Source organism: Streptomyces sp. NRRL S-495, from assembly GCF_000966955.1.
Classification (GTDB): domain Bacteria; phylum Actinomycetota; class Actinomycetes; order Streptomycetales; family Streptomycetaceae; genus Kitasatospora; species Kitasatospora purpeofusca.
In genome coordinates this window covers 1-13,137 of the sequence record NZ_JZWY01000204.1, presented here as the reverse complement: position 1 = coordinate 13,137, position 13,137 = coordinate 1, and the positions used below count along the sequence as shown (strand labels likewise).

Annotated in this window: 9 protein-coding genes; 5 read left to right on the top strand and 4 right to left on the bottom strand. The window is 72.6% G+C overall.

Going from position 1 to position 13,137, the window contains the following annotated elements; translation table 11 throughout:
* Positions 1 to 288 precede the first annotated feature (288 nt).
* The 3 genes from VR45_RS12760 to VR45_RS12740 all read right to left on the bottom strand — a co-directional run bounded on the left by VR45_RS12760 (position 289) and on the right by VR45_RS12740 (position 3,442).
* Positions 289 to 513: a hypothetical protein gene (locus VR45_RS12760; RefSeq protein ID WP_159394199.1), complete on the bottom strand. Its 225-nt coding sequence runs from the start codon at positions 511 to 513 to the stop codon at positions 289 to 291.
* A gap of 693 nt (positions 514 to 1,206) precedes the next feature.
* A complete protein-coding gene (locus VR45_RS12755) occupies positions 1,207 to 1,680 on the bottom strand; it encodes a hypothetical protein (protein ID WP_045939826.1) in 474 nt (157 codons plus the stop codon).
* Positions 1,681 to 2,950: 1,270 nt separating this feature from the next.
* Positions 2,951 to 3,442 (bottom strand): DUF6326 family protein, encoded by a 492-nt coding sequence (locus tag VR45_RS12740; RefSeq protein ID WP_045939823.1) that lies wholly within the window; start codon positions 3,440 to 3,442, stop codon positions 2,951 to 2,953.
* Positions 3,443 to 3,604: 162 nt separating this feature from the next.
* On the opposite strand from VR45_RS12740, the gene VR45_RS12735 reads away from it, so the two are divergent.
* The 3 genes from VR45_RS12735 to VR45_RS45565 all read left to right on the top strand — a co-directional run bounded on the left by VR45_RS12735 (position 3,605) and on the right by VR45_RS45565 (position 7,721).
* Positions 3,605 to 4,744, top strand: a complete 1,140-nt coding sequence (locus tag VR45_RS12735; protein ID WP_045939822.1) for a sensor histidine kinase — start codon at positions 3,605 to 3,607, stop codon at positions 4,742 to 4,744.
* A complete protein-coding gene (locus tag VR45_RS12730) occupies positions 4,741 to 5,397 on the top strand; it encodes a response regulator transcription factor (protein WP_045939821.1) in 657 nt (218 codons plus the stop codon). Before VR45_RS12735 ends, VR45_RS12730 begins: the two co-directional genes overlap by 4 nt.
* 623 nt (positions 5,398 to 6,020) lie before the next feature.
* Positions 6,021 to 7,721 (top strand): DUF4157 domain-containing protein, encoded by a 1,701-nt coding sequence (locus tag VR45_RS45565; protein ID WP_052709039.1) that lies wholly within the window; start codon positions 6,021 to 6,023, stop codon positions 7,719 to 7,721.
* A 327-nt stretch (positions 7,722 to 8,048) separates the two neighbouring features.
* On the opposite strand, the gene VR45_RS12720 is transcribed toward VR45_RS45565, so the two are convergent.
* A complete protein-coding gene (locus tag VR45_RS12720) occupies positions 8,049 to 9,494 on the bottom strand; it encodes a hydrolytic protein (RefSeq protein ID WP_078896467.1) in 1,446 nt (481 codons plus the stop codon).
* Between the two features lie 149 nt (positions 9,495 to 9,643).
* Between VR45_RS12720 and VR45_RS12715 the strand changes: the two genes are divergently transcribed.
* Positions 9,644 to 10,441, top strand: coding sequence for a response regulator transcription factor (locus tag VR45_RS12715; protein WP_234325954.1), 798 nt, complete (start codon positions 9,644 to 9,646; stop codon positions 10,439 to 10,441).
* A gap of 146 nt (positions 10,442 to 10,587) precedes the next feature.
* The coding region (locus VR45_RS12710; protein WP_045939819.1) for a DUF11 domain-containing protein at positions 10,588 to 13,137 on the top strand (2,550 nt) is incomplete at its 3' end.

Below are 13,137 nucleotides of genomic sequence, written 5' to 3'. Positions count from 1 at the left end.
GAGCCACAGCCGGTGTCCCTCGTGGTTGGTCATGATGGCCGCGAAGGTGCGGACGTGGCCGGAGGCGGCCGCGAGCTCGGATGAGCGGGTCAGTAGCGCCTTGAGCTGCCGCTGGTCGTCCTCGCGCAGGTGGTCGGGATGACTGGTGATCCACCGGGTGGCCTGACGGGGCGAGGGCGGCCGGGAAATCGGCGGCGTGGTCCCGGCCCGGCGGTCGGGCCGCAGCAGCCGAACATGGCTCTGCCATTTATGGCGCGCCGTGGGTTCGGGTGGCTCCGGTACCGACTGTCAGCCGTCCAGGATCACTGTTATCTCACGTGTGGCCGAGCGAATGGTGATCTCGCGCTCTCCGCGGCCTACTGCGCGATCAAGTTTCTTGATCTCCGCCCAGGTGAATCCCGCGCGCCGGTAGCCCCTCAACTGTTTGCGCGTCAGGTGGACGATGTCGTCCTTGCTTGCGGTCGTCATCCCAGGATGCCAATGACGCGCCGATCCGCCGGTCATCTTGCTCATCGAGCGCCTCAAACAGGTTGGCGCAGACGTCCTCCCAGGCTAGCTACGTCACATCACCTGGACGGCAACATCGCGAAACCCCGTGGGCCTGGGGGGCGGTGGCGTGAGGTGCGGCCCACAGGGGGATCACCTCGAGGGTGGCGGCGGAGTTGCGGGAAGCGTTCCCGGAGATGGGCACAGGGGCGCGGGTGGTACGCCGGCTGGTCCGAGCGCGGGGGTTCACGGCGTTCACGGAGGTCATGGTCAGCAACATACTGGCCGGGTCCGACAGGTCATTCCGTTGTGCTGAGAAGCCGTTGTCATACCGATCACGAGGCCTGCCGATCGAACGAGAGTCCGAGCCGCACCGAAGCCAGTGCGGTCTATCCGCAGAAGCTGAACCCTCGTCGTGTTCCGGGCCGGACTCAGTCCCACCACAGGACGGCCCTGCCGGACGGGCTCACTGCGCGCATCGAGTCCGGCGCAAGCGGCACCGTTACCTGACGCGGAGCGGGCGCGGTCCGACGGCGCCGGTCCCCCGGAGGCCGGCGGTCGCCGTTCGCCTGGGGCCCGCCCGGAGGCGGGTGGCGCGGCTCCTGCCGCGCCACCCGCTGATCACACCGTGGCCGGGTCCTGCGGAACGGGCTCGGGGCTGATGCGGGACCGGCGGCCGGGGTCTGTCCGGCCGTCTTCGGGCCCGTGCCGCTCTGGGCATCAGCAGGGCACCACCACACTGGTGCTGATCGGGTGGGTGTACCAGCCGTCTGCGGAGACGGAGAAGGTCGCGGTGACGGTCGAGCCGCACGGGACGGTGCCGCCGTAGCCGGCGATCTCCAGCGTGGTGGCCCGGAAGAGCAGGGACTGCTGCACGGTGCCGAGCGATTCGCCGCCCTCGATGTCGGTGGTCAGGGCCGCGTCGACCAGCTTCGTCCGCAGGGGCGGGCTGTCGGGGCTCGGCGGGCCGGCCAGGCCGATCCGGCCGGTGAACTGGACGCCGTCCTCGGTGACCGTGTAGCAGAGCTTGGTCCAGAGGCCGGACTGCAGGCCGGAGGCGTCGCAGACCTCCGTGGCGGTCTCGGCCGTGGCGGTGGTGGCGGCGGTACCGGCAGCGACGGCCGGGGTCGCGCCGGCGAGAGCGAGTGCCAGGGCACCCGTAGCGGCGGCCGTCGTCAGCATCTTGCGAGTCATGAGGTGCTTCTCCTGTGTGCAGAGCTCCTGGTCCGTCCAGCAGCACTGTTATGTGATATTGCACTATCTCTCTGTAGTCAAGACATCGCTCATCTGAATGGAGTGAGTCCGGTTGGCATGGATTTGGTACGTGGAATCCGGATGTTTAATTCGCCCCTGCTGACGGTTACCCACCCTCCCCAAGGCCGTGGTCCAGGTGGGCGAGGTGCGCCCAGGCCCCCGCAGCGGCATCCCGGAACTGCTCGCGTTCGGAGGTCGCCCACTCACCCCGCCCCACCCGCAGAGCCCACTCCCGCGCTCTGCCGCGCTCACCCCACCAGTCCCGGACCAGCTCCGAGCTCCAAGTGACGGTCGCCGTCCCCTCCGTACGCCCCGAAGGGGTCACACGCCCCGGCGCAGGTCAACTCGTGGACGCCGACGACCTCGACCGGCTGACGGTAGACGAACTATCGGATCCCAGTAGGTCATGATCCGCAGGATGCCGGATCGCCGGTGCGCAACAGCCACCTCGGTGCTGGAGGCGCAGATCCTGCGGGACCTGGCCGCCGTGCTCGGCCGCACCCCGGAGGAGCTGGCGATCGAGCACGCGGCCGGCGTTCTGCCGATCCCCTCCGAGCCGCCGGCGGACTGGGGGCTGTTCGACGGCCCGCCGGACCTGGCCGCACGAGGGCACCGGCCGGCGAAATGTCGAATCCGCGTTCCGCGGCGCGGAGGCCGACCTCCATCTGTCCTCGCGGCGAGTCGAACTGCGCGATTTCTGACAGCCCCACACACAGGCAGGGCTCCTCAGGAGGCTGGGCCCAGGGGCCACTTGGGGAAGAGCAGGAGCCGGTCGGGCCGGTCCAGGTGAACCGACTCCCCGTCCCGATCATCCGCACGATCTCCCCCGGGAGCCACTCCTGGTCGAGGCCGGGCAGGGCGGTGGGCGGGGGGCGCCGCGGGCCTGCTCGGCAGCTTCCGCGATCAGCAGGGGGAGGATCCTGGCCGGGGTGCCCGAAGTCATGATCGGGGACCTACTGGGTGTTCGGTGAGGACCGGCGGACCTAATACGTCGGCTCGTCGTGGCGGGTGCCAGTGACGCGGACGGCGACGTTGCCGCACTTGGGGGCGGTGTCGACGATGCGGTGGGCCTGTGTGTACATCCGATCGGCAGGGGCCTTGGAAGGCCCCTGCGCGACGTCCCAGTGGTAGTTGGTGTCCCACCGCCGGGAGGCCCGCGCTGCGGCACCGAGGCAGATGGCTCCGAAGGGGACGGGGGCTGCTCCTGGGTTCACGCCTGCTGCTGGGCGCGAACGGTTTCACGGTCCGGGCCGGTCGCCGTGGTCGTCGGCGGTGTGGTGCGGGGCCAGGTCCAGGCGTACCGCAGGACGAGGGCGAGAACGATCACTTCCAGTGCGACGCCGAGGCCGTAGAAGTACGTCCAGGACTCGCCCACCGCGTTGAATGCCGCGAAGGGGACCTGTACCGAGGCCACGACGAGGTTCGTGATGCGGTTCGCCCGGGCGGGCAGCGTCATGGACAGCACGACCATGAGGATCGGGATCGCCATGATCGCGAGGAAGGTGGTCAACAAGGTCTGGCTGATGTCGAACTCCCAGACGACGCCGCCCTTGATGTCATCGATGACGCCGGGCTTGAAGAAGGCGAGAATGTCCACGTAGACGTACAGGAACATGAAGCTCGTCCACGCTGCGGCGAGCTTGACTCTCACCGGGATCCGCGGGTCTTCCAGTGCGGTGGTGGTGGGTTGACGTGTTCTCATCGTGGGCTCCGTCGTTGTGGTGGGGATCGGTAGGTCCACGGTCGCCGAGCCCGGCGGCGGGTGCATCGGTGTCGAGGCCGGACCCGTCTCGGCTGTTGGGAGGAGCGGCGTCTCGTTCTTTCGGTCGGTCCCCGACGCCTCGGCGGTCCCTAGACTGGGCGTGTGACCACCAACGCCCTGAGTTCGCTGTGGGCCGAGCCCCGCGCCACGGACGCTCCCGAACGGGTGTCGCGCGACTGGGTGCTGGTCGGGGTGTTGACGGTGACGGCGCTGCTCGAGGGAGTCCTCCGGGGCGACGTCGCCTGGCGGCCGTTCGCGACGATCGTGGCGGTCGGGCTTGCGCCGGTGCTGCTGTGGCGGCGTACCCACCCGTTGGCCTGTGTCGTGGTGGCCTTCGGCACCGTGCTGGCGTTGGGACTGGCGAGCCTGCTGGGCGGGGCCCCGAGCGTGGGCCTCGACACGATGATCTACCTCCTGGTGCTCGTCTACGCGCTGGTCCGCTGGGGCTCGGGACGCGAGATCGTGATCGGCCTGGCGGTGGTGGCGGTCGCTGCGGGAATCGGTACGGTCGCCGACTACACCGGGCCGGCCGACGTCATCGGCGGGTTCGCCGTCCTGGCGGCGGCGGCGGACGGAGCGGCGTTCCGCTACCGCGCCGAGAGCTGGCGCCGGGCGTTGGAGCAGAGCCGCAGCGAGGAGCGGGTCCGCCTCGCGCGCGAGCTGCACGACATGGTCGCCCACCACGTCTCGGCGATCGCTGTGCAGGCGCAGGCGGGCCGGGCGACGGCCGGGCAGCGACCTGAAGCGGCGCTCGAGGCGCTGGCGGTCATCGAAGGGGAAGCGTCGCGGACGCTCGTGGAGATGCGGGCGATGGTCCGGGTGCTGCGCGACGGAGCGCCGGCGGAGTACGCCCCCCAGCCCGGCGTTGCCGACCTGCTGTCCCTCGCCCGACGCGCCCCGGTCCCGGTCGTCGACGTAGAGTTGCCGGACGACCTGGACGAACTTCCGCCCCAGGTCGACGCGGCGGTCTACCGGCTGGCGCAGGAGGCGCTGACCAACGCCCTGCGGCACGCCCACAACGCCTCGCGTGTCGAGATCCGGGTCGTCGGGGGCGCGGGAAGGCTGCGACTACGCGTGACCGACGACGGACAGATCGACCCGGCACGGTCGGTGAACCACGGCTTCGGGCTGCTGGGGATGACCGAGCGTGCGCAGCTGCTCGGCGGCACGCTGCGGGCCGGGCCGGCACCCGAGGGCGGGTGGGCGGTCGACGCCGAACTGCCGACGAAGGTACGCCGATGACGGTGCGCGTGCTGGTGGCCGACGACCAGGATCTGGTGCGTACCGGCCTGTCGATGATCCTTGACGCGCAGCCCGACATCGAGGTCGTCGGCCAGGCCGCCGACGGCCACGCCGCCGTCGAGCTGGCGCATCGGCTCCGCCCCGACGTGTGCCTGGTCGACATCCAGATGCCAGGGCTCGACGGCATCGAGGTGACCAAGCTCCTCGCGGGGCGGGGCGTCCCGGACCCGATCGCGGTAGTGGTGATCACGACATTCGACCTCGACGAGTACGTCCAGGGCGCGCTCCGGGCCGGCGCCCGAGGCTTTCTGCTCAAGGACGCCGGGCCGGCGCTGCTCGTCCAGGCCGTCCATGCCGCCGCCGTCGGCGATGCCCTGATCGCGCCGAACATCACCCGGCGGCTGCTGGCCACCCTCGCCGCCAGGGAACCGTCGAGCCGGCGGACCCAACCGGTCGAGCCGCTCACCGAACGCGAGGAGGAGGTGCTGAGGCTGGTCGCCCGCGGCCGCACGAACGCCGAGATCGCCGCCGAGCTGTTCATCGGCTTGACGACCGCCAAGACCCACGTCGCCAGTCTGCTGACCAAAATCGGCGCCCGGAACAGGGTTGAAATCGCCATGTGGGCGTACGACACCGGCCGGGTGGGGGAATGAACCGAACCTGACGTTCATGCACGACGACTTATTCCCGGCCTACCACGCGGCGAACACAACAAAAGGCCGCTTTCGCGTCTCCGCGAAAACGGCCCACGCCCTGCATGATGCTGATCTGAAACAACAGGATTTGTACCTGCGCCCCCGCCACCAAGGTGGTCCCGTCAGCTCCCGACCGAAAGGCTGGGGTGGGATCTCGCGACCACGAGTCGCAGAATCAGGGCTCCTGCTTCACTAATCTGCATATTTACCTCCTCGCGATCGCTTCTTGCCGGTAAGTTCTCCGGCACCTTCCAGGTTACTCCGGTAGAGCGCGAATTCGGGCCTGTCAGGCGCACGAATACCGTCGCGCGGTTTCACCGCCGCGGGCGCGGCCGCACCGGCCCGCGGGTGCTGCGGGTCCGGTCGGCCCGGGTCGGGCAGGAGGCATGGACCCAGGGGTGCACTTTCGGGGATGGGAGCGACAGGTGCCGACGGTGTAGGGAGGGGAGGACAGCGGTAGGCGACCGGGAGGGCCAGTGCGCGCGAGGGCGGACGATCGCAGGGGGAACGGCGGCGAGCGGGTCGGCGGAGGTGACCGCAGGACCCGGGAGGCGCGGGTGAGCGGGCCCGTGGTGGGGGCGATGTCCCCGGAGCAGGCCCGTGAGCTGCAGCGGAGCATCGGCAACGCGGTCGTGGCCCGGATGGCGCGGGGCGGGCGGGGGGAACAGGGCCCGGAGCCTGTCCAGCGGTCCGGTGTGCACGAGGTGCTGCGGGGGGCCGGGCGGCCGCTGCAAGGGCCGGTGCGCGAGGAGATGGAGGGGCGGCTCGGGGCGGACTTCTCCGATGTGCGGCTGCACACCGGCGCGGCCGCCCAGCGGTCCGCCGCCGAGATCGGTGCGCGGGCCTACACGTCCGGCCGGGACGTCGTCATCGGGCGTGGGGGCGGCGACCGGCACACCCTCGCGCACGAGTTGACCCATGTGATCCAGCAGCGGAAGGGGGCCGTCGCCGGTACCGACCGGGGGGACGGGCTGCGGGTCAGCGATCCCGGTGACTCCTTCGAGCGCGAGGCCGAGGCCAACGCGCGACGGGTGATGGCGCGGCCGGCGGGCCGGCCGGAGGCGGTCCAGCGGGCGGAGCCGGGCCACGCCGCAGGGGCCGCCGAGCCCGCCGTGCAGCGGAAACTGGGGTTCGAGACGGAGATCGACATGCCCGTCGAGAACGCCAGGGGCGAGAAGTACGAGGGCGACACCGACCTGGCCCAGAGCACAGCGGGCGACTTCAAGCTGGTCTCCGACTCGCGGTCGTTGAACGACGGCGCCGCCTACTCGAACCTGGAGTTCGTGACCGGCGCGGTCGCGGTCGTCGGCACCGCCGGCGAGTCCGGGCCGGAGACCCTCGAACAGCTGGTCGACGAGATCAGGACGGTGCGCGAGGCGTTCTACGGGCAGACCGGGAAGACCCCGCTGGCGGGCATGGGCCTGGAGCTGGAGATCCTGCCCGCGGGGCAGGACGCCCGGATCGCCCCGGACCTCGACTTCCCGGACTACGCCGGCGCCCCGGGCATGGGCGACGGGCTGTTCGTCCACTACTCGGTCGGTGTGCCGCTCGCCGGGATGCCGATGTTCTTCGACCACCTCCGGGATGCCGCTCCCCAGGCCCCGGGGGCGCCGCTCCCCCGCGCCCGGTTCCGGCTCTCGCAGTCGAAGACGTTCGCCGAGCAGGTCGTGGCCCGGTACGTGCAGGGCCAGGAGTCGGCGCGCAAGCGCAAGCGGCTGGAGACGGACGCCCTGGACGGCTACAGCCAGCTGTTCTTCATGCAGGTCGCGGCCATGGCCGACTACCTCGCGCAGGACCAGGACCAGGGCCAGATCAAGAACCTGACGGTCGTGCTGTCCCGCTCGCAGCTCACGGACGTCCGCGCGCTCCTCGACCCCGGGTTCCAGGACTTCCTGTCGGCCAACAGCGAGGTGATCGTCGACCTGCTCGCACACTTCCAGGAGGATCCCGGCGACGGCAGCGCGAACCTGGAGTTCCGCGACGAGGCCACCCGGGAGATCGACGGCCTCCCGGTGTCCCTCCTCACGTTCGCCGAGTCGACGCTGAAGGGCGTCCCCCAGATCCCTCAGCAGAGCGTGTTCGGCGGCATGAACCAGATCGCCCCGCACGAGGAGGAGGGCGCCATGATGGTCCCCTTCGAGATCAGGACCATGGGCTCCCTGATGAAGACCTGGGACGAGCTCAAGGCCGAGCTGCGGGACCTCGCGAGCTGGGCGGAGGAGGCGTACCGGCACGACCGGTCGCTGGCCGGCGACACGGCCCGCAGGCGCGCCGGTTCGTGACGCGTCCCGGCATCCGACGAGGGCCGGCCCGTAGCGCGGGCCGGCCCTCGGTACTCACCGATACGCCGGGGACGGCCGCCGTCCTGCCCCGTCGGCGCCCGAACGGTCGGGCGGGCGCCGATGAGGGATCGGATCCAGCCGTATTTGAGTGACCGTCAGGTTCACATTCGAACGTCCGGCCGGAGCCGCCCGGGGCCGCCGAAATGAGGATGTACGGTCACGCGCAAGGTGCCCTCCCGGCGTCCGAACCGTCGGTTTTCAGCCGGAATGACGCAGGCTCACCTTTTCTCACGGGACAACCTGACAGACGATGCGTACGGCATCTGTTCACCTGAGGTCGCTCAACACACCGCTCACGTTGAGCACCTCGTGGCACTCCTGGGCCTGCAGGCCAGTGGCCGGAGTGCCCGGCTTCGCACAGGTCACCTGGACCGTCACGGTCTGGTTCTCAGTGATCCTGATGGGGGTGACCCAGTGGTAGTCCTGGTTACGGAACGTCTCCAGCGCGATCGTCGTGATCTTGCGGTCGCCGAACCCGATCGTCACGACGCCCTCGTCGCCCTGGAAGTTGGCGACGACGATGTCCGTGATCCCGAACGCCTTGCCCACGGGCACGACGTAGGTGCCGACCTTGGTCTCCCCGCCGGCCGTGGTCAGGTCGATGGTGGCCGAACTCTGCTGCCCGCCACCCGATCCGGTCCCGATGTCGCCGCCCGTCCCGGTGCCCGTTCCCGTTCCGGTGCCCGTTCCCGCGCCGGTACCGCCGACGCCCGCCCCGGGCCGGGTGCTCCCGGCCCCGGAGCCCGGCTGCCCGGGGCCCGCCGCCGGGGTCCGGCCGGCGGCCGGCTCCTCGGTGGGGGTCGACTGCTGCTGCACCGCCTGGTCGGCGGCCTCCTTCGCGGTGCTGCGCACGGCGGGACGCACCAGCAGGAACCAGGCCAGCAGCAGCGCGAGGAGCGCCGCCAGGACCGCCAGCAGCCAGGTCGGGAAGATCGGTATCTGGACGAACTCGGCCTCCGGGCGCGGTCGCTCCCGGTCGTCCTCAGTGGCGTCACCGGCCTCGTCGGCCCGGGCCCCGGCCTTCGCCACGGTCTCCGCCCCGGCCTTCGCGCCGCTCTCCGCTCCGGCCTTCGCCCCGGTCGCTGCCACGGTCTCGGCCACGGTGACGGTGAACGGCCAGGTGGCCGCCTTCCCGAACCACACGGGCCTCCCGGCGCGGACCCGCAGCGCCACCTCCACCGACTCGCCCGGCTCCAGCTTCGGAGCCGGGGGGCGGATGTCGAACTTCAGGTCCTCGCCGGGCTGGGCCGGGGTGAATCCCACCTGGACGGGGCGGTTGCCCTCGTTGTGGACGGCGAGGCGGTAGCGTCCGCGCAGCCAGCCGTGGCGGCGCTTGGGAGCGCTCTCGGCCCGGAGCTGCCGGAATCCCTCGACCCGTACGGTGGTCTCGGGGACCTTGACCGCCTCGGGGTGCTCGGTGGGCAGGACCCGTACGGCCAGTGGCACCTCGCCCGCCCGCACCCGCGGCGAACGCGGGGGCGCCAGACGGATGGTCACCGTTTCCGAGGTGCCGGGGTAGAGCGAGACGCGGTCGGGCTCGACCGTCGTCCAGGCCGCGCAGTCACCGACGACTTCCAGGCGGTACGCCTCGACGATGTCGCCGTCGTTGCGAACGGTCAGGCTGGTGGTCGCGGTACCGCCCGGCGTCACCGTCACCGACGGGATGTCGAGGCCGGGCGCACCGGGGCTGGGAGTGGCTGCTGGGGTCGTCACGCCGCGACGCTACGCCGCCGCCCCGCCCGCCTCCACGGACGCGGGGGCAAGGCCCCGGGCAGCCGCGATGCCCCCGCGAACTCCACCCAACTCCCCCACCCAGGAGCTTTGTTGCCGTTGGACCTCGCAGGACTCCCCTCATACGCATCATGGAACAGGTACGCCTCATGCTCCACACCGACCTCATCGGCACCGTCCACCCGTCCGGCACCGGCACCACGCGGCCGACCGTCCCGCCCCAGGGCCGCGCCCCGGCCCACGGCCCCGCCCACGGCCCGGCCCACGCCCGGGCCGCGCACAACGCGGCGGCCGGCGAGCCCGGCGGACGGGTCACCGTGGCCGTGTACGCCTCGGACCCGGTCCTGCACGTCGGGATCGTCCAACAGCTGCGCCAGCGGCCCGAGATAGAACTGGTCGACGGCGCCGACGCGCACGAAGCGCGGGTCTCGCTCGTCGCCGTGGACAGCGTGGACGACGAGACGACCGCCCTGCTGTACCGGCTGCGCCACAACTCCGCCACCCGCACCGGGCTCGTGGTCGGCACCTTCGACTCCGGTGACGCCCTGCAGCGCGCCATCGAGTGCGGGGTCACCGCGGTGCTGCGGCGCGCGGAGGCCGACCAGGACCGGCTGCTGCGGCTGGTCCTGGCGATGGCGAACGGTGAGGGCGTCCTGCCCGGCGACCTGCTCGCGAAGCTCCTCGACCACGTCGGCAGCCTGCAGCGGTCGGCCCTCGACCCGCACGCGGTGTCCCTGTCCACGCTGACCCCGCGCGAGGCGGACATGCTGCGCCTGGTGTCGGAGGGCCTGGACACCGCGGAGATCGCGCGCAACACCTCGTACTCCGAACGGACCGTCAAGAACGTCCTGCACGAGGTCATCACCCGGCTCCAGTTGCGCAACCGCTCCCACGCCGTCGGCTACGCGCTGCGCAACGGGCTGATCTGACCGGACCGGACCGGCACCGGCTGCCCGAAAGCGCAGCCGGTGCTTCCCCCGGGCGCGGCCCCGGGGCCCTGCCGGTCCGCGGCCGCGGACCGGCAGGGTGGCACGGTCGGACATGGATGCTGGACCGGACTGTGAGGTGGACCGTGATGGGCACGGGTGGCTCCGGCCGTCGGCGACACCACTGGAGCAGGGCCGGTGCGGCGCTGCTGCTGCTGGTGCCCCTGCTCGCGGTGACGACGGCCGCCGGGCCGGGCGGCGCCGGGGACCGGCCCCCCGCGGCCGGCACCGGGGCCCGGGCCGCGGCGGCCGATGCCGGGGAGAGCCGGATCGCGTACGCCGGTACCCGCCACCGGAGCCTCGGCCGGGTGGCGACGGACGCCACGAGCCCCCCGCTGTTCGGCGAGGGCCCGGCGCACTTCGACGTCCAGCCCGCCGCCCTGGGCGACCGGCTGGTCTTCGCGAGCCGCCGCGACGAGCAGGCCCCGCAGGTCTACCTGCGCTCCGCCGACGGCTCGGTGCACCGCCTGACCAGCGGTCTGGACGCGGCGAACCCGCGGCTGACGCCGGACGGCCGGTCGGTCGTCTTCGACGCGGCCCGGCCCGCCGGGGCCGGTGGCACCCAGCGCGACCTGTGGCTGGTGCGCACCGACGGCACCGGCCTCACCCGGCTGACCGACACCCCCGCGAACGAGGAGCACCCCACGGTCTCGCCCGACGGCGCGCGGCTGGCGTACTCCTCCGACGCCGACCGGGCCGCCGGCCGGCAGGTCTACGTCCGGCCGCTGCGGGGCGGGCCCGCCACCCGGGTCTCCGACCCCGCCGACGGCGCGGGCACCGAGCCGGTGTGGAACCCGGTGGACGGGGCGGCGACCCGGGACCGGATCGCGTACACCGCCACCGGACCGGACGGGCCCCGGCTGCGGTGGACCGACGGGCGCACCGGCGGGCCGCTGCTGGCAGGCCCGCGGGCCCAGTGGCGCACGCACGGGGCAAGCTGGCTGCCCGACGGGAACGACCTGCTCTTCCTCAGCCCGGACCGGACCTGTACCTGTGAGGGCGACTGGGACCACGTCTTCCGGGTGAAGGCGCTCTCGGAGGACGAACCGACGGTGGTGCTCAGCGAGGACCGCGAGGTCGGCCCTGCCACCTGGCTCGGCCCGCTCCAGGGCGGTGGCGCGGTGGTCGAACGCGTCTCGGCGGACGGCCCGCACGTGGTGACCCTGCAGGACGTCCGGCCGGACGGCTCCGACCCCCGTGACCTCGGCCGGACCGTGCTCAAGGAGGACCCGGCGGCCGACACCGAGACGGATCCGGTGAAGGACCCGCTGTTCCGGCCCGCCACCGGGTACGACCCGTGGACCGAGCGGCAGAACTACACACCCGACGGCCGCCGGATCGTGGTGACCCGCTTCGAGGACGCGCCGGCCGGACCGAACCTGCCGGCCGGGCGGATCGAACGGATCTGGATCGCGGACGCCGACGGCTCCGGCCCGACGGCGCTCCCGCTGGCGGGCCGCGGCCCCAGGGACTGGGACACCGATCCGACCTTCTCCCCGGACGGCCGGTACCTGGCCTTCACCCGGACCTCCCCCGGCGGGGTCGGCGACGCCTCCGGTCCCGGACGGATCCTGATCGCGGACGCCGCCACCGGCGTGGTCCGGGGCGTGATCGTCCCGCCCGAGGGGCAGCTCCAGGGCGGCGACGCCCAGCCCACCTGGTCCTCCGACGGCACGACCCTGGCGTTCACCCGCAACCAGGTGATCAACGGCGGCGGGGGCAACAAGCACGTGTGGACCGTGCCCGTGGACCGTCTGGACCGGCAGCGCGACCTGAGCGCCGCCCACTGCCCCGGCGCCTGCGAGGTCGTCGACGACAGCCCGGCGTTCTCCCCGGACGGCGCCACCATCGCCTTCAACCGCAAGAACGGCGCCGGCCGGGTCGACGAGCGCAACGGGATCCTGCTGGTCGCCGCGGCGGGCGGCGGCTGCCGGGTGCTGCTGCCCGACGCGGCCCGCGACCGGCCGGGGGCCTGCGGCCGGGAGCTGCCCGACACCACCGCCACCGGGCCCTTCCAGCCCCGCGACGCCGCCTGGAGCTCCGACGGCAGGACGCTGGTGATCAGCTCCCGGGCCGCCCTGGCCGCCAACAGCCCGGAGAAGCTGTCCCTGGTGGACGCGGTCTCCGGGGCCCGCACCCCGCTCACCGCCGGGCTGCCGGGCCGCCAGAAGGAACCGGGCGTCCAGCAGTCCGTGGACCTCGCGGTCCAGGCACCCGGTACGGCCGCGCCGCTCACCGCGGGCGACTCCGGGACCGTCCGGGTGGACGTCGTCAACCACGGCCCGGCCGCCTCGCCCGGGACGAGGCTGACCGTCGCGCCCCCGACCGGGGTGACCGTCACGGGCCTCGCCGCGCCCGGCGCCACCTGTGACGCGGCGGCGCTGGTCTGCGCCCTGGGCGTGCTGCGCCCGGGCGCCACCGTGCCGGTCACGGTCACCGTCACCGGGGTCGAGCCCGGCGACCAGCCCCTGGACTGGTCGGTCACCGGAGCCGTGCTCGACCCCCGTCCCAGCGACAACACCGGCCGGACCGTGGTGCCGGTGCGCCCGGCGCCGGCCCCGCCGACGCCGACGGGGGACCCGACGGCAAGCCCGACCCCGACGCCGACACCGACGGCAGCTCCGCCGACGACCCCGGTG

What these genes read in the sequence shown, in the direction of transcription:
- VR45_RS12730 (WP_045939821.1), top strand. Translation starts at nt 4,741, where the DNA reads ATGACGGTGCGCGTGCTGGTGGCCGACGACCAGGATCTGGTGCGTACC.
- VR45_RS12740 (WP_045939823.1), bottom strand. Translation starts at nt 3,442, where the DNA reads ATGAGAACACGTCAACCCACCACCACCGCACTGGAAGACCCGCGGATC.
- VR45_RS12755 (WP_045939826.1), bottom strand. Translation starts at nt 1,680, where the DNA reads ATGACTCGCAAGATGCTGACGACGGCCGCCGCTACGGGTGCCCTGGCA.
- VR45_RS12760 (WP_159394199.1), bottom strand. Translation starts at nt 513, where the DNA reads ATGAGCAAGATGACCGGCGGATCGGCGCGTCATTGGCATCCTGGGATG.
- VR45_RS12715 (WP_234325954.1), top strand. Translation starts at nt 9,644, where the DNA reads ATGGAACAGGTACGCCTCATGCTCCACACCGACCTCATCGGCACCGTC.
- VR45_RS45565 (WP_052709039.1), top strand. Translation starts at nt 6,021, where the DNA reads ATGTCCCCGGAGCAGGCCCGTGAGCTGCAGCGGAGCATCGGCAACGCG.